The sequence below is a fragment of the Phycicoccus sp. Soil803 genome, assembly GCF_001429685.1.
Lineage (GTDB): Bacteria > Actinomycetota > Actinomycetes > Actinomycetales > Dermatophilaceae > Pedococcus.
Genome location: NZ_LMST01000001.1, coordinates 985,025 through 1,001,068, shown reverse-complemented (window position 1 = coordinate 1,001,068; position 16,044 = coordinate 985,025). Strand labels below are relative to the sequence as shown.

Genomic DNA, 16,044 nt, shown 5'->3' with positions numbered 1-16,044 from the left:
GGCGGGTGAGCAAGAATGGCGCCCGTGAGCCACCCCGCGAACGGCAACGGCGCCCTCCCCTCGCCCTACGTCGAGCTGGACCGTGCCGCGTGGGCCCGGCTGCGGGAGAACCAGCCGCTCAGCCTCGATGCCGCCGACCTCACCCGGCTCCAGGGCCTCGGCGAGCGGATCGACCTGACCGAGGTCGAGGAGGTCTACCTGCCGCTGTCCCGCCTCCTCAACTTCTACGTCGGCGCGACGGCCGGGCTGCACCGCATCACCGGGGACTTCCTCGGCGAGAGCCCGGCCAAGACGCCGTTCGTCATCGGTGTCGCCGGGTCGGTGGCCGTCGGCAAGTCCACCACCGCGCGCCTGTTGAAGGAGCTGCTGTCCCGCTGGCCCGGGACGCCCGAGGTCGAGCTCGTGACGACCGACGGGTTCCTCTACCCCAACGCCGAGCTCGAGCGCCGCAACCTGTTGCAGCGCAAGGGTTTTCCGGAGTCCTACAACCGACGAGCGCTGCTGCGGTTCGTGGCCGAGGTGAAGTCCGGCAAGGCCGAGGTGAGCGCCCCGGTCTACTCACACCTCACCTACGACATCGTCCCCGACGAGCGGATCGTGGTGCGCCAACCCGACGTGCTCATCGTCGAGGGCCTCAACGTGCTCCAGGCGCCGCGACTGCAGGAGGACGGCCGCAGCGGCCTGGCGGTCAGCGACTTCTTCGACTTCTCGGTCTACGTCGACGCCCACCTCGACGACATCCGCCAGTGGTACGTCGAGCGCTTCCTGCGCCTGCGCGAGACCGCCTTCGCCGACCCCCACTCCTACTTCCACCGCTATGCCGCACTGTCGGACGAGCAGGCCCGCGAGACCGCTGCCCGGATCTGGCGCGAGATCAACGAGGTCAACCTGCGCGAGAACGTCCTGCCCACCCGCAGCCGGGCCACCCTGGTGCTGGCCAAGGGCAAGGACCACAGCGTCCGCCGGATCCGGCTCCGCAAGCTCTGAGGTGCGGTATGCCGCGTGGCTCGCCCCGCGGCATACCCCACCTGTCACAGCTTTATCGGGTCTGGCAGGAACATTGACCTTCGCACGACTTCGAAACCCGTGCGAAGGTCAACCTTCCCCCTAGACCCGATAAAGCTGAGGTCGGCGCATGATGGGGGTATGCCGCCTGCTTCCGATGCCGAGCACGTCACCGCCGCTGCGACCAGGACCGAGCACGACTCGATGGGCGACGTGGAGGTTCCGGTCGACGCGCTCTGGGGCGCCCAGACCGCCCGTGCCGTCGAGAACTTCCCGATCTCCGGCCAGCCCGTGCCGGCCGGGGTGGTGCACGCCCTCGCCCTGCTCAAGGCGGCCGCCGCCGAGGTGAACGCCGAGCTGGGGGTGCTGCCGGAGCCGATGGCCGCGGCCGTGGCGGCCGCCGCCACCGAGGTGGCCGAGGGTCGCCACGACGACCAGTTCCCGATCGACGTCTTCCAGACCGGCTCGGGCACCTCGACCAACATGAACGTCAACGAGGTGGTCGCCCGGATCGCGCACCTCGCGACCGACCAGGCGGTGCACCCCAACGACCACGTCAACGCCGGCCAGTCCAGCAACGACACCTTCCCCAGCGCCCTGCGCATCGCCGCCACCCTGGCCGTGCACCGCGACCTCGCGCCGAGCCTGCTGCACCTGGCCAAGGCGTTGCGCGCCAAGGAGTCCGAGTTCGCCGACGTGGTCAAGGCGGGACGCACCCACCTGATGGACGCCGTGCCGGTCACGCTCGGCCAGGAGTTCGGCGGCTACGCCAGGCAGGTGGAGCTCGGAGCCGAGCGGGTGCTGGTGGCCGCCCAGGCCACGGCGGAGCTGCCCCTGGGTGGGACGGCGGCCGGCACCGGCCTCAACGCCGCTCCCGGCTTCGCGGCGGCCGTCATCGACCGCGTCAGCGAGCGCACCGGGGTGGCCTTCCGCGAGGCGGCCGACCACTTCGAGGCGCAGTCCGCCCAGGACGCCGTCGTCGAGCTGAGCGGGGCGCTCAAGGTGGTCGCGGTCAGCCTCACCAAGATCTGCAACGACCTGCGCTGGATGTCGTCCGGTCCGCGCTCCGGGCTGGGCGAGATCCACCTGCCCGACCTCCAGCCGGGGTCGAGCATCATGCCCGGCAAGGTGAACCCAGTCCTGCCCGAGGCCACCCTCATGGTGTGCGCTCAGGTGGTCGGCAACGACACGGCCATCACGGTGGCAGGTGCATCGGGCGCGTTCGAGCTCAACGTGATGCTGCCGGTGATGGCCCGCAACATCCTCGAGTCGGCGACGCTGCTGGCGGCCGCCACGCGACTGCTGGCCGACCGGTGCGTGGCTGGGATCGAGGCCGACGCCGAGCGGTCCCGCGAGCTGGCGGAGGGGTCGCCGTCGATCGTCACCCCGCTCAACCGGTACATCGGCTATGAGGCCGCAGCCGCCGTGGCGAAGCAGTCGATCAAGGAGCGTCGCCCGATCCGCGACGTCGTCATCGAACGCGGGCACGTCGCCAGCGGTGAGCTGACCGAGCAGCAGCTGGACGAGGCCCTCGACGTGCTGGCGATGACCCGCCCGCCCCGCTAGGAGTGGTGGCTCAGTACCAGTGCGGGGAGCGGCTCTGCCAGGCGCTCCAGGCGCCACACGGGGTGCCGTAGGAGCTCTTGATGTACTGCAGGCCCCAGCGGATCTGGGTCACCGGGTTGGTGCGCCAGTCGGAGGCGACGGTGGCCATCTTCGAGCCGGGCAGCGACTGCGGGATGCCGTAGGCACCGGACGAGGAGTTCTCGGCGGTGTAGCGCCAGCCGCTCTCGCCCATCCAGAGCTGGTCGAGGCAGCTCCACTGGCCGTCGCCGAAGCCGAACTCGGGCAGCAGCGCCTGGGCGGCGGCCCGCGGGTCGGCCTGCGCGTTGGCGAGGATGGCCTGCTTCTTCGCGGCGAGGGCCTTGCGGGCCTTCTCGCGGGCGACCTTCTGGGCGGCCTCGCGACGCGCCTTGGCAGCGGCCTCGGCCGCGGCGACCGCAGCGACGCGGTCCTTCTCCTGCGCGGCGGCGATGCTGGCGTTGGTGTTGTTGCGGTCGGCGGCCAGGCGAGCGGTGTCCTCGATCTGGGCGTCCGCGAGCTCGTTGGCCTGGGCGATCGCCTCGGTGCTCACCGTGAAGGCGGCGGCACCGGTCTGGCGCTGGTCGGCGGCCTGGTAGCCGGCGGCGGTGGTCGCGACGACCGCGAGAAGCATGCTGGAGGTGACCGCGGGGCGACGGATCGCCTTGGTCAGACCGGAGGACCGAGAGGCTTTCCTGCCGTGGGACGACGCATGGCGGTGTCGACCCTGGTAGGGCTGACTCATACGGGTTCCTCCAAAGGAAAGGCCACCGGGGGGAGGTGGCCTCAATAGGTGCCGGGGGGACGTATTCGCCGAAGTCGCCCAACAGGCTTGAACAGCCCAACAGAACAGCGTCCCGGCACGTTATGAAACCGAGACCTTACCCGACCGGCCACCACGAAATGAAATCGTCAACCACTTTCTGTGACCCTTGTGACAGATGTGACGACAGAGTCATCCTTTCGGTGGAGGCGCCGCCGTGATTCCGGGAGGAATCTCGCGATTCCCCCGTACGGGACCACGGCGGCGCGTCACCGGGACGAGCGCCCGCACGTTCGGGGGCCGGCCCCGGAGGTCAGACCTCGAGCCCCTCAAGCAGGTCGGTCACCAGGGCTGCGATCGGGCTGCGCTCGCTGCGGGTGAGCGTGACGTGGGCAAACAGTGGGTGGCCCTTGAGCGCCTCGATCACGGCTGCCACGCCGTCGTGCCGCCCGACGCGCAGGTTGTCCCGCTGCGCCACGTCGTGGGTGAGCACCACCCGCGAGTTCTGGCCGATGCGGGACAGCACGGTGAGCAACACGTTGCGCTCCAGGCTCTGCGCCTCGTCGACGATGACGAACGCGTCGTGGAGGGAGCGGCCGCGGATGTGGGTCAACGGCAGCACCTCGAGCATCCCGCGGTCCATGATCTCCTCGACCACCTCGTGGGAGACCAACGCACCGAGGGTGTCGAAGACCGCCTGGGCCCAAGGACCCATCTTCTCCGACTCGCTGCCAGGGAGGTAGCCCAGCTCCTGGCCGCCCACGGCATACAAGGGACGGAAGACCACGACCTTGCGGTGCTGCCGGCGCTCCATCACCGCCTCGATGCCGGCGCAGAGCGCGAGCGCGGACTTGCCGGTGCCGGCCCGCCCGCCGAGCGACACGATGCCCACGTCGGGGTCGAGCAGGATGTCGAGCGCGATCCGCTGCTCGGCGCTGCGGCCGTGCAGGCCGAACGCGTCCCGGTCGCCCCGGACCAACCGCACCTGCTTGTCGGCGCCGACCCGCCCCAGACCGCTTCCCCGCGGCGAGAGCAGGACCACACCCGTGTGGCACGGCATCTCGGCTGCGCTGGCGTTCTCGATCCGCCCGTGCTCGTAGAGGGCATCCATCTCATCGACGGTGACGTCGAGCTCGGCCATGCCGGTCCACCCGCTGTCGATCGCGAGCTCGGCGCGGTACTCCTCGGCCTCGAGGCCGACCGCCGACGCCTTGACCCGCATCGGGAGGTCCTTGCTGACGACCGTGACGGCGAAGCCCTCGTCGGACAGGTTCTTCGCGACCGAGAGGATGCGGGTGTCGTTGTCGCCCAGCCGGAACCCGGCCGGCAGCGAGCTCGGGTCCGTGTGGTTGAGCTCCACCCGGAGGGTGCCGCCGTCGTCGCCGACCGACACCGGCGCGTCGAGCCGTCCCTCGCTGATCCGCAGGTCGTCGAGCAGCCGCAGTGCCTGTCGGGCGAAGTAGCCCAGCTCGGGGTGGTGTCGCTTGGCCTCGAGCTCGGTCACGACGACCACCGGCAACACGACCTCGTGCTCCTTGAACCGCAGCATGGCTCGCGGGTCGGACAGGAGCACCGACGTGTCGAGGACGAACGTCCGGAAGGCGGGGGCCTTGCTCTTGCCCTTGGCCTTGGGAACCGGCATGGCGCGGGGCGCGGCCGCAGTGCTGGAGGAGGTACGACGGGTGGTGTCGTGGTTCGAGGCCAATGTCTCTCCTTGGCACAACGCGCGCTTCGGCGCGGTGCGCCTACTCGCGAACGAGGTGCCGGGACCAGGCCTTCCCACCGCGGGGGAGCCGGTTCCGGCCCTCCGCTCGGAGCTGGATCTGCTCCATAGGTTGGCCTCCCCGAACGCGGGACGGGTGCCCCGCGTCACTACGGACGGTACGACCGCATCACGCCCGCGCCGTGCAACCACGCCGCATGTCGGCCCATGTCATCCAGAGTTAACCCGTTGGCCCGAGGCGCGCCTCAGACGTTGGTATGCCGCCGAGCCGGTTTAGTTACCGAACCTGCGGTTCCGCTCGGCATAGGCGCGCAGCGCGCGGAGGAAGTCGACGTGCCGGAAGTCGGGCCAGTAGGCCTCGCAGAAGTAGAACTCGCTGTGCGCGCTCTGCCAGAGCAGGAAGCCGGAGAGGCGCTGCTCCCCCGACGTGCGGATGACGAGGTCGGGGTCGGGCTGTCCCTTGGTGTAGAGGTGCTCGGCGATGTGCTCGACCTGGAGCGTCTCGGCCAGCTCCTCGATGGTGGTGCCGTTGGCGGCGTGCGAGACGAGCATCGACCGGACGGCGTCGGTGATCTCCTGGCGCCCGCCGTAGCCGACCGCGACGTTGACGGTCATGCCCTGCACGCCCTCGGTCAGGTCGGCGGCCTCCTTGAGCCGTCGAGCGGTCTCCGCAGGCAGCAGGTCGAGCGAGCCCACCGGGTTGATCACCCAGCGCTTGGTCTGGGCCAGGTCACTGACCGTGGTCTCGATGATCGACAGGAGGGGGACGACCTCGGCGGCCGGGCGGTTGAGGTTGTCGGTGGAGAGCAGCCACAGCGTGACGACCTCGACGCGGGCCTCCTCGCACCAGTCCAGGAACCCCGCGATGTTGTCGGCGCCGGCCTGGTGGCCTTCCTTGGTGCCGTGACCGCGGGCCTTGGCCCAGCGCCGGTTGCCGTCCAGCATGACGCCGACGTGGCGGGGAAGCGTCTCCCGGGAGAGGCGACGGCTGAGTCGCCGCTCGTACGCGGCATACAGGAGGTCCGACAGCGCCACGGCCACCACGCTACCCCCGTCGGGCGGTCGCGGTCCGGCAGGATGGCCACCATGTCGCCCGCCCCCGAGGCCTTCTACGTGCTCGACGACACCGAGGCGGGGGCCAGCACGGTCACCTCCACCAGCCACACGGCCGGGCCCTGGTCTCCGCAGGCGCAGCACGGCGGCCCGCCGATGGCGCTGATGGCGAGGGAGGCCCAGCGGCTGGGCGACGGCAGCCGCGTCGTCGCACGGCTGACCTGCGACCTGCTCGGACCGGTGCCGGTCGGCCGGCTGCGCGTCGAGGCGGTGGTCGCGAGGCCGGGGCGCAGCGTCGAGCTGGTCGAGTGCGAGCTGGCCGACGCCGACTCGGGACGTGTCGCTGCACGGGCCGCCGCCTGGCTGGTGCCGCGGGTCGACTCGGGCCCGGTGGCCGGCCTGCCGACCCCGCCGAGCGGCCCCGCGACGGGTGGCGAAGGAGCCGTCCCCCCGGGCTGGCACCCCGGCTACCTCGACGCGATCGAGTGGTCCTGGGTGGAGGGCTCGCTCGAGCAGGTCGGGCCGGCGACGGTCTGGATGCGTCCGCGGGTGCCTCTCGTGACGGGTGAGCCGATGGCACCGCTGGAGCGGCTGATGGTCTGCGTCGACTCCGCGTCCGGGGCGAGCGCGGCCCTGGAGATCACCCAGTGGCAGTTCATGAACACCGAGCTGACGGCGCACCTCGTGCGTGAACCGGCCGGCGAGTGGATCGGGCTGCGCGCCCGCACGACCCTCGGGGGCGGAGCGGCCGGCCTGGCGCAGGCCGAGGTGTTCGACGAGGAGGGCTTCGTGGGCCGGACCGCCCAGGCCCTGCTGGTCCGCCCGACGCCCGGCGCGTGAGGGCGGGCTGCCCCGGGCGACAGGAGACGCCAGCGTGACGGCCGGTGACCGTGGTGCAGATGTCCGAGTTCGCGACCGTCCTGAGTCGAGGCTCACAACCTACGCGCTAGTAACCTACGCAACCGTAGGTTACAGTGGTGCCATGACCTCAGCACCCGACCCCCGTTCCACCCAGGGACCCCTCGAGTCTGTCGTCGCCGCAGTGAAGCCCCACCTGCGCGGCTGGCTGCACGCGGGCATGGTCCCCCTGGCCGTCGCGGCGGGCATCGTCCTGATCGCGCTGGCCCCCACCACTCCGGCGCGGATCGCCGCGACCGTCTTCAGCGTCACCGCCTGGCTGCTCTTCGGCACCTCGGCGGTCTACCACCGCGGCAACTGGTCACCCAAGGTGGCCGGGGTGCTCAAGCGGATGGACCACTCCAACATCTTCCTCATCATCGCGGGCACCTACACGCCGTTCGCGTTGCTGCTGCCGCGCGACGACGCGCGCACGATGCTGCTCATCGTCTGGATCGGCGCCGTTGCCGGCGTCGTGTTCCGGGTCTTCTGGGTCGGCGCCCCGCGCTGGCTCTACACGCCGGTCTACGTCGCCCTCGGCTGGGTCGCCGTCTTCTACCTGGGCCCGTTGCTCAAGTTCGGCGGCCCGGCGATCGTGACCCTGATCGCCGTCGGTGGCCTGCTCTACACGGTGGGCGCGCTCGTCTACGGCATCAAGCGGCCGAACCCCTCCCCGCGCTGGTTCGGCTTCCACGAGATCTTCCACACCCTGACCGTCGCCGCGTTCACGGTGCACTACATCGCGGCGTCGATGTCGGTCTACGGAGCAGGGTCGGCGTCCTGAGGCCTCGCCTCAGCGTGACTGACGCCCAGCCCCGGCCGACCCTCGGGCGGCGTCCCGCCGGGGCGGAGCGCTAGGTCCTGGGCTCCCCAGTCTGCTCTCCGTCGCCCTCAGCGTCACCAGTGTCGACGTCCCGTCCCGGCTCCTGAGCGCCGGGCTCGCCCCGGCCCGGGTCCTTCCCGGAGAGCTCCGCCTCGGCCTCCCGCTCGCGCTCCTGCGCGGCGTAGGACATCCGTCGCATCCGCGCGTTCATGTTGCGCATCAACAGGTAGAGCGCGAGAGCCAGCACGAAGAACGCCACGAAGCCCCACAGGCCCGGCGAGACCATCGCCGACGGTGCGCCGTTCACGTCGTCTTCTCCTTGCGGCCGTCGTACGCGATCTCGAGGTCACCGCGGGTGGCGAGCTCGTCACCCGTCGCCGCGTCGGAGATGCCCGCGAACAGGTCGTCCTCCACGGGCTGGACGGGCACGTAGGACAGCGCCGCCTCGAAGTCCTCGGTCGGCCAGACACTGACCTGCATCTCGCGGGGCACCCGGAACCACGCGCCGTCGGGGTCGATCTGGGTGGCGTGCGCGAGCAGCGCTTGGTCGCGCTGGTCGAAGAAGTCGGAGCACTCCACGCGGGTGGTGATGGTGCGCGCGGTGGCCGGGTCCCAGTCCTTGAGCCAGTCGGCATACGGGCTCTCGACGCCCTGCGCGAGCAGCGCGTCGTGGAACGCCGCGTACTTCGCCCGGTTGTGCGAGTTGTAGTAGATCTTCAGCGGCTGCCACGGCTCACCCGCATGGGGGTATGCCGCGGCGTCACCGGCCGCCGCGAAGGCGGCCATCGAGACCGTGTGGGTCATGATGTGGTCGGGGTGGGGGTAGCCGCCGTTCTCGTCGTACGTCGTCATGACGTGCGGACGGAACCGCCGGATCTCGCGGACCAGTGCCTCGGCGGTGACCTCGATCGGCTCGAGCGCGAAGCACCCGTCCGGCAGCGGGGGGAGCGGGTCACCCTCGGGCAGACCCGAGTCGACGAACCCGAGCCAGGTGTGGTCGACGCCGAGGATCTCCTGGGCCCGCTTCATCTCCTCGCGCCGGACCTGGGCCAGGTCGCGCTCGATGTGGGGGTCGCCCTTGAGCCGGGGGTTGAGCACGTCGCCGCGCTCCCCACCCGTGCACGAGACGACGAGCACGTCATATCCCGTGCCGGCGTACTTCGCCATCGTCGCCGCGCCCTTGCTCGACTCGTCGTCGGGGTGCGCGTGCACCGCCATGAGCCGCAACCGGTCAGCCACCTGCAGAACCTCGCTCGTCCATCGTCGACAATCATTGTCCAGAGTCGTCAGACACTCGGAACCGCCAGCCATCCTCTCACCCGCAGAAGGTCACCCATGCCGCTCCCCCGTCCCGCCCCAGGCACCGGCCGCTGGTGGGTCATCGGCACGATCGGCTGCACGATCGGGATCGCCCTCGCCGTCTGGCTCGGACTGGCCAACAGCCTGGGCGCGATCACCTGGACCGACACCGACTACAAGGTCATCGACGACACCAGCGTGCAGGTCGGGTTCGACGTCCACCGCTCCCCGGGCCAGGAGGTCGTCTGCACGGTGCAGGCGCAGGACACCGCGCACGGCGTCGTCGGGGTGCTCGAGGTGCCGGTTCCTGCGTCCACCCAGCGGTCCAGCCACCTGCAGGTGCTGGTCCGCACCGCGTCCCGGGCCGTGGGCGGCAGCGTGCGGGACTGCGTGCCCGACTCCTGACCGACCCTCCATCCGCGGGTCGATGTAAACGCGCCGGGGATCTCCGGCGCGTTTACATCGAATCAGCGGGCGAGGGCGGCGACGGTGCGCCGGATGGCGAGCGCGCCCACCGCTGTCGTCACGGCCAGCAGGACGTACTGGTAGGCAGCCAGCCCGGCGGTCAGCTCGGCGTTGCCGAGGCCACCGTCGAAGAACCCGGAGACGACGCTCACCAGGCACGCGGTGGCGAGCAGCCCTGCGGCCACGGCGGCACCCCGGCCGAGGCGTCGGGTCGCCAGCCAGACCAGCAGCAGCTGCGCCACGATCATCGGCACCGGTGCAGCGAGCAGGGCCTCCGGGCCCCACGCCTCGCCCCAGGTGTTCACCCCGGCGCGAACCGCGACGAGCCCGCCGACGAGGTCGGTCGCGAGCAGCACGGCCATCGCCAGCCGGAGGGCTCCACCGCTGCTGCGCGGGAGCGCCCGGAGAGCGGCGCGCGTCGAGGCGTCGGCCGGGCGGTCGGGGGTGGTGACGGACATGCTGGTTCGCTCCTCTGGTCGGGACGTCCTCGGTGGTCGTCTGGGACGAGGATGCCGCCCACCACTTGGGACTGACTTGGGGCGCGACCCGACCGGGCGGATCGTGCCGCTCGGACTGCCGCCGAACAGCCGTTGACCTGCGGTTTTGCGAGAGGCGATGGGCCTGCAGAGCCGGCCAGGCGGCATACCTGACGGGTTGTCCAGATGTTCAGCGCAGCGCTGTTGAAAGGCTCAGCGACGTGTTCGTGCGGCGCGAGGTAGTCTTGTCCTTTCACCGAGCGGTCTGGACCGGCCACTGCGACGTCAACAGCGACGTGGTCGGGGTCCGGGCCGCTGCGCGTACCACCCTCTCCGAGACGCAACCGCGTCCGACGGGGACCCGATCAAGGAGTATCACCGTGAGCGAGACCGCGACCCCCACCGCGAGCTACCTGACCCAGGAGGCCTTCGACCGTCTGAAGGCCGAGCTGGACCAGATGTCCGGAGAAGGCCGTACGGAGATCGCCAAGAAGATCGAGGCGGCCCGCGACGAGGGCGACCTCAAGGAGAACGGCGGCTACCACGCGGCCAAGGAGGAGCAGGGCAAGATGGAGGCCCGCATCCGCCAGCTGACCCAGCTGCTCGAGAACGCCGTCGTGGGAGCCAAGCCGGCTGATGACGGCATCGTCGAGCCGGGCATGGTCGTCACCGTCGAGATGTTCGGCGACGACGTGACCTTCCTCCTCGGGTCGCGCGAGATCGCCGGTGACAGCGACCTCGAGGTCTACAGCGAGAAGTCCCCGCTGGGCGCCGCGATCAACGGCAAGAAGGTCGGCGACAAGGCCTCCTACAAGGCCCCGAACGGCAAGGTCATCCAGGTGTCCGTGAAGGGCGCCAAGCCGCACGGCGGCTGAGCACTCTCCACCACGCAGAAGGCCGCCCCTCGGGGCGGCCTTCTGCGGTGTCGGGGTGTGCCGGTCAGCCGAACTTGAGCTGGTAGCCCTTGCTGCGCAAGGTCCGCAGGACCTCTTCGCAGTGCTGCTTGCCCCGGGTCTCGAGCTGCAGCCCGATCTCCACCTCGTCGACCGTGATGGTCGTGCCGGTGCGGATGTGCTCGACCTCCAGCACGTTGGCGTCGACGGCCGCGCAGTCGGCGAGCAGCCGGGCCAGGTGGCCGGGCCGGTCCGAGATCCGCACCCGGAACTGCAGGTAGCGACCGGCGGCGGCCATGCCGTGCCGGATGATCCGCAGGAGCAGGAGCGGGTCGATGTTGCCGCCGGAGAGGACCGCCACGACCGGTCCGTCGAGGTGCTGGTGGCCGGCCCGGTCGAGCAGGTGGGCCACCGCCGCGGCGCCGGCCGGCTCGACGACGAGCTTGGCTCGCTCGAGGACGAACAGCAGGGCTCGGGACAGCTCCTCCTCGCTGACCGTCTCGATCGCGTCGACGAGGTCGCGCACCAGCGCGTAGGGCACGTCGCCGGGCATCCCGACGGCGATGCCGTCGGCCATGGTCTGCATGTTCTCGAGGGCGACCGGCTTGCCCGCCGCCAGGGACAAGGGGTAGGCCGCCGCCTGTTCGGCCTGCACGCCGATGATCCGCACCTCGGGCCGCGCGGCCCGGACCGCCACGGAGATGCCGGCGAGGAGCCCACCGCCGCCGGTGCTGACCACGATGGTCCGGACGTCGGGGCACTGGTCGAGGATCTCAAGCCCCGCGGTGCCCTGGCCCGCGACGATGTCGTGGTGGTCGAAGGGGTGGATCAGGACGGCGCCGTTGGTCGACTCCCACTCGCGGGCCTTGACCAGGCACTCGTCGATGGTCGTGCCGACCTGTTCGATGGTCGCGCCGTAGGCCTGCGTCGCCAGCAGCTTGGGCATCGGGGCGCCGTACGGCATGTAGACCTTGACGTCGATGCCCAGCAGCTGGCCGGCCAGCGCGACACCCTGCGCGTGGTTGCCGGCGCTCGCCGCCACGACCCCCCGGGCCTTCTCCGCGTCGGAGAGCCGAGCCATCCGCGTGTAGGCGCCCCGGATCTTGAACGAACCCGCTCGCTGGAGGTTCTCGCACTTGAGGAACACCTCGGCGCCGACCCGGTCGGACAGGGCCCGGCTGTACTCGAGCGGGGTGGGCCGGACGACGCCGCTGAGCAGGTCTTGCGCAGCGCGCACGTCGTCCAGGGTGACTGACAGCGTCGGTGATGCCATGGCCGGAAGGCTAGTCCCTCCGGACCGGCCCCGGAGACGCCCCTGACCCCCTGCCCGGGCCTGAGCCCGGGCAGGGGGCTGGCTAGCCCTCGGTGCGCTTGGCGAACGCGCGGATCGCGAGTGGGGCCATCACCAGGGTGAGCCCGACGGTCCAGATCAGCGTGGTGATGATCGGGTGGTGCAGCGGGAGTGCAGCGTCGGCCGGCACCGGGAGGTCGTTGCCCCACAGCTGCCGGACCGCCTGGACCAACGACGAGATGGGGTTCCACTCGGCGATGACCCTCAGGAAGTGGGGCATGTTGTCGGTCGGCGCGAAGGTGTTGGCCAGGAACGTGATCGGGAACATCGTCGTGAACATCAGCCCGTTCACGGCCTCGACCGACCGCATCGCCGAGCCGACGAGGATGCCGATCCAGATCATCGCGAAGCCCCAGAGCAGCAGCAGCGCGTAGGCCAGCACGGCCTCGGCGAAGCTGCCGCGGATCCGCCAGCCGACGAACAACCCGGTCACCGACATCACGAGGATGCCGATGCTGGAGTGCAGCAGGCTGGAGATGCTCCGGCCCACCAGCACAGCCGAGGGGTTGATCGGCAGCGACCGCATGCGGTCGACGATGCCCTTGTCGATGTCTGCGGTGAGGCCGACGGCGACGATGAAGGACGCGAAGGCGATGGTCTGCCCCATGATCCCGCCCATCAGCCACTCCCGGTATCCGGCGGGTGAGCCCTTGACCGCGATCGAACCGCCGAAGACGTAGGCGAAGAGCAGGACGAACATCACCGGCTGGATGGTGACGTCCATCAGCATCTCGGGCATCCGCTTGATGTGGATGAGGTTGCGACGGGTGATCGCCAGCGACTGGCGCAGCAGCCCCGTCGGCTTGATCTCGGGTCGGGCGATCCCGCTGGCCGACTGCCGGGTCGTGGTGTCGGTGGTCATGACGCCTGCTCCTGCTCGGTCTCGGTGGGCTCTTCGGCGCGGTGGCCGGTGAGGTGGAGGAACACGTCGTCGAGGCTCGGTCGCTTGAGACCGAGGTCGTCGAGCTCGATCGAGCTGTCCTCGAAGACCGCGGCGATCCTCGTCATGTCGCGCAGCCCCTCGGCCGGCGCGGTCAGCTGGCGGGCGGCCTCGTCGACGTGCACCTCGGAGACCCGCTGGCGCAGCATGTCGGCGGCGGTCTGCAGGTCCTCGGCCCGCGACACGGTCAGCACCAGGCTGGCCTTGCCACTGCGGTCCTTGAGCTCGAGCGGCGTGCCCTCGGCGATGATCTGGCCACGGTCGATCACGACGATGCGGTCGGCGAGCTGGTCGGCCTCCTCGAGGTACTGGGTCGTCAGGAGCAGCGTGGTGCCGTCCTTGACCAGGCCGCGCAGGACCTCCCACAGCTCGACCCGGCTGCGGGGGTCGAGACCCGTCGTGGGCTCGTCGAGGAACAGCACCGGCGGGGTGGCGATGAGGCTCACCGCGAGGTCGAGCCGACGACGCATGCCGCCGGAGTAGGTCTTCACGGTGCGGTCGGCTGCCTCGGTGAGGGAGAACCGCTCCAGCAGGTCGGCACCGGCCGACTTCACGTAGCTGCCCGACAGGCCGTACAGCGACCCGATGAGCCGCAGGTTCTCGCGTCCGGTGAGCAGCTCGTCCACGGTCGCGGCCTGGCCGGTCAGACCCATCGAGCGACGCACCGCGTCGGGCTCGCGCAGCACGTCGTGGCCGGCCACCCGCGCCGTGCCGCTCGTCGGCTTGGCCAGGGTCGTCATCATCCGCACGGTGGTCGTCTTGCCGGCACCGTTGGGGCCCAGGAGACCCAGCACGGACCCCTCCGGCACGGAGAAGCTGACGTCGTCGACGGCGGTCGTGTCTCCGAACTTCTTGACGAGGTGCTCGGCCTCGATCGCGGGGGAGGTCATCGCTCGACCCTAGGCTGCGGCGCGGGTGGTCGACCATTCATTTTCGGCGCTCCATTCACGTTATATCGCGTCTGTCACAACACGTTGTATCGCGTTTCGCCCGGGCAGCACAAGCCCGCGCGGCGTCAGGGTCGGCCGACCAGGCAGAACGGGTGGCCGGCCGGGTCGAGGTAGACCTTGAACCCGCCGTCCTCGGACGGCTGGTGCTCGTGGACGGTCGCCCCGGCAGCGAGCACCGCCGGCTCAGCCGCCGCGATCCCCTCCACCCAGAGGTCCAGGTGGAACTGCTGTGGGTGGGCCCCACCGGGCCAGGTGGGGCGGACGAAGTCGTGGATCTGCTGGAACGCCAGGGTCGCCCGGCCATCGGGGTGGTCGGGGGTGAGACCCCCGCCCGGCGGCACGAGGGTCGCCCAGCCCTGGTCGGAGTCGGGCTCGGTCTCCCAGCCGAGCACCTCGGCGTAGAACCGGGCGAGCGCCAGGGCGTCGGGGCAGTCGAGCACCACGAGGTCGAGCTTGGGCTTCGGGAGGGTGTCGTCGCTCATGCCCCGACGTTAGGAGAGACCACCGACACCGGGGCCCACGACCGTCCGGGCCAGCGCCCGGGCCACCTCGGGGTGCGCCTCGCGCAGCAGCCCCACCGCAAAGAGCAGGTATGCCGTGTCCGTCACCAGCGCGGCGTCCCGCGGGACCTTCCACCCGCCCGCGTGGTCACCGGCGACGGCCCGCAGCACCTGCTCCCGACCGGGGGCGTCCGCGTGGCGCAGGACCCCACCCGAACCCACCACGACCTGCACATCGGCCAGGGGCCGGGCCCCAGCGCCCGGTGCGGGCGGACGCGCGTGGCGGCGCACGGCGACCACCGCCGCGGCCCGGGCGAGCGCGAGGTCGAGCGCCCACTCCCCTTCATCCTCGGGGAGGTGACCGGTGTCGCGGACGACGCTCGCGGCATACCCGTCGATGCCGTCGGGGACGGGGACGTGCTCGCGCCGCGCGGCCTCGACGATGCCCTCGGCGTTCCACCGCATCCCGAGGTCGGCCTCCACGGTCCGCGCGTGCCACAGGGGGGCCACCACGTCCTTGGCGAGGCCGGAGTCCTCGCCCTGGGGGCGCAGCGCCGAGTAGACGTCGGTCGTCGCCCCGCCGATGTCGACGACCATGACGTCGCCGTCGAGGTGCTCGGCCAGCACGGCGACCCCGTCGAGGACCGCGTCAGGAGTGGGCGCCTGCACCATCGCTCCGAACTCCGGCCCTCGCGAGAGGCCCTTGCCCCCGATCACGTGCTCGAGGAAGACCCGGCGGATGGCGGCCCTGGCCGACTCTGGCGCGATCACACCGATCGACGGCAGCACGTTGTCCGCCACGGTGAACGAGCGACCGGTGGCCGACAGGGCCGCCGCGACCTCCGCCTGCGCGTCGGCGTTCCCGGCGACCACGAGTGGTGCGGAGATCCGCGCCTTGGCGAGCCGAGAGGCGTTGTGCAGCAACACTTCTGCGTTGCCGCCATCGGTGCCGCCCACCAGCAGCACGAGGTCGGGACGGCTGTCCCGCAGGGCCTTCACGTCAGTCCCCGACAGCGGCCCGGACGTCACGTGGGCGACGCGCGCACCGGCGCTGAGCCCCACGCGGAAACCCGCTTGAGCCGTGACCTCGCGCTCGTAGCCGACCACCGCGAGACGCAGCCCCCCTCCGGCGCTGGAGCAGGCCAGCACGTCGTCGATGGCGCCGTGCGGGCGCAGCTCGTCGCAGAGGGTGCGGTAGCCGTCGAGGACGTCCGTGCCGACCGTGGTCGGGGTCGAGGCGGTCGCCACCACGGCACCCTCGCCGTCGACGAGCACCGCCTTGGTGAAGGTCGACCCGAAGTCGACGCAGAGCAGCTGCACGAGCG

General features: G+C 71.0%; 17 protein-coding genes. 6 read left to right on the top strand and 11 right to left on the bottom strand.

The features are described 5' to 3' along the window. Nucleotides 1-15: 15 nt before the first annotated feature. Both coaA and ASG95_RS04650 read left to right on the top strand, forming a co-directional pair. A complete protein-coding gene (gene coaA, locus ASG95_RS04655) occupies nucleotides 16-987 on the top strand; it encodes a type I pantothenate kinase (RefSeq protein WP_056923071.1) in 972 nt (323 codons plus the stop codon). A gap of 159 nt (nucleotides 988-1,146) precedes the next feature. Beyond that, the gene (locus tag ASG95_RS04650) at nucleotides 1,147-2,571 is read left to right on the top strand and encodes an aspartate ammonia-lyase (protein WP_082592331.1); all 1,425 of its coding nucleotides are present in this window, start codon (nucleotides 1,147-1,149) and stop codon (nucleotides 2,569-2,571) included. A gap of 10 nt (nucleotides 2,572-2,581) precedes the next feature. Here ASG95_RS04650 and ASG95_RS04645 read toward each other — a convergent pair whose 3' ends face one another. The 3 genes from ASG95_RS04645 to ASG95_RS04635 form a co-directional block, all read right to left on the bottom strand. Further along, entirely contained in the window at nucleotides 2,582-3,331 is a 750-nt protein-coding gene (locus ASG95_RS04645) for a hypothetical protein (RefSeq protein WP_235543379.1), read from the bottom strand. 331 nt (nucleotides 3,332-3,662) lie between these two features. After that, nucleotides 3,663-4,991, bottom strand: coding sequence for a PhoH family protein (locus tag ASG95_RS04640; protein WP_057378722.1), 1,329 nt, complete (start codon nucleotides 4,989-4,991; stop codon nucleotides 3,663-3,665). Nucleotides 4,992-5,345: 354 nt separating this feature from the next. After that, a complete protein-coding gene (locus ASG95_RS04635) occupies nucleotides 5,346-6,107 on the bottom strand; it encodes an isoprenyl transferase (protein WP_056923268.1) in 762 nt (253 codons plus the stop codon). Between the two features lie 51 nt (nucleotides 6,108-6,158). Here ASG95_RS04635 and ASG95_RS04630 point away from each other — a divergent pair, with 51 nt between their 5' ends. Continuing rightward, nucleotides 6,159-6,965, top strand: coding sequence for a thioesterase family protein (locus ASG95_RS04630; RefSeq protein WP_082592329.1), 807 nt, complete (start codon nucleotides 6,159-6,161; stop codon nucleotides 6,963-6,965). 142 nt (nucleotides 6,966-7,107) lie between these two features. After that, nucleotides 7,108-7,806 (top strand): hemolysin III family protein, encoded by a 699-nt coding sequence (locus ASG95_RS04625; RefSeq protein WP_057376730.1) that lies wholly within the window; start codon nucleotides 7,108-7,110, stop codon nucleotides 7,804-7,806. Nucleotides 7,807-7,876: 70 nt separating this feature from the next. Here ASG95_RS04625 and ASG95_RS04620 read toward each other — a convergent pair whose 3' ends face one another. Both ASG95_RS04620 and mca read right to left on the bottom strand, forming a co-directional pair. Next, nucleotides 7,877-8,152 carry a hypothetical protein gene (locus tag ASG95_RS04620; RefSeq protein ID WP_157581729.1) on the bottom strand — a complete coding sequence of 92 codons (276 nt, stop codon included), beginning with the start codon at nucleotides 8,150-8,152 and terminating at the stop codon, nucleotides 7,877-7,879. Beyond that, nucleotides 8,149-9,084 (bottom strand): mycothiol conjugate amidase Mca, encoded by a 936-nt coding sequence (mca, locus tag ASG95_RS04615; RefSeq protein WP_057376728.1) that lies wholly within the window; start codon nucleotides 9,082-9,084, stop codon nucleotides 8,149-8,151. The genes ASG95_RS04620 and mca overlap by 4 nt, the downstream gene beginning before the upstream one ends. 96 nt (nucleotides 9,085-9,180) lie before the next feature. Here mca and ASG95_RS04610 point away from each other — a divergent pair, with 96 nt between their 5' ends. Beyond that, complete coding sequence (locus ASG95_RS04610; RefSeq protein WP_056923076.1) at nucleotides 9,181-9,549, top strand: DUF4307 domain-containing protein; 369 nt, start codon at nucleotides 9,181-9,183, stop codon at nucleotides 9,547-9,549. A 62-nt stretch (nucleotides 9,550-9,611) separates the two neighbouring features. Here ASG95_RS04610 and ASG95_RS04605 read toward each other — a convergent pair whose 3' ends face one another. Continuing rightward, entirely contained in the window at nucleotides 9,612-10,067 is a 456-nt protein-coding gene (locus ASG95_RS04605) for a hypothetical protein (RefSeq protein ID WP_056923077.1), read from the bottom strand. A 398-nt stretch (nucleotides 10,068-10,465) separates the two neighbouring features. Here ASG95_RS04605 and greA point away from each other — a divergent pair, with 398 nt between their 5' ends. Continuing rightward, entirely contained in the window at nucleotides 10,466-10,960 is a 495-nt protein-coding gene (gene greA / locus ASG95_RS04600) for a transcription elongation factor GreA (protein WP_056923078.1), read from the top strand. 64 nt (nucleotides 10,961-11,024) lie between these two features. Here the strand turns inward: greA and ilvA are convergent, their stop codons facing one another. From ilvA to ASG95_RS04575, 5 genes are all read right to left on the bottom strand, one after another. Further along, a complete protein-coding gene (gene ilvA, locus ASG95_RS04595) occupies nucleotides 11,025-12,251 on the bottom strand; it encodes a threonine ammonia-lyase (protein WP_200961871.1) in 1,227 nt (408 codons plus the stop codon). Between the two features lie 82 nt (nucleotides 12,252-12,333). Further along, nucleotides 12,334-13,191 (bottom strand): ABC transporter permease, encoded by an 858-nt coding sequence (locus ASG95_RS04590; protein ID WP_056923079.1) that lies wholly within the window; start codon nucleotides 13,189-13,191, stop codon nucleotides 12,334-12,336. Further along, nucleotides 13,188-14,159: an ATP-binding cassette domain-containing protein gene (locus ASG95_RS04585; RefSeq protein ID WP_056923080.1), complete on the bottom strand. Its 972-nt coding sequence runs from the start codon at nucleotides 14,157-14,159 to the stop codon at nucleotides 13,188-13,190. The genes ASG95_RS04590 and ASG95_RS04585 overlap by 4 nt, the downstream gene beginning before the upstream one ends. A gap of 125 nt (nucleotides 14,160-14,284) precedes the next feature. Then, nucleotides 14,285-14,701, bottom strand: coding sequence for a VOC family protein (locus tag ASG95_RS04580; RefSeq protein WP_057376727.1), 417 nt, complete (start codon nucleotides 14,699-14,701; stop codon nucleotides 14,285-14,287). A 9-nt stretch (nucleotides 14,702-14,710) separates the two neighbouring features. Further along, complete coding sequence (locus ASG95_RS04575) at nucleotides 14,711-16,039, bottom strand: glutamate mutase L (protein ID WP_057376726.1); 1,329 nt, start codon at nucleotides 16,037-16,039, stop codon at nucleotides 14,711-14,713. Between the last annotated feature and the right edge of the window lie 5 nt (nucleotides 16,040-16,044).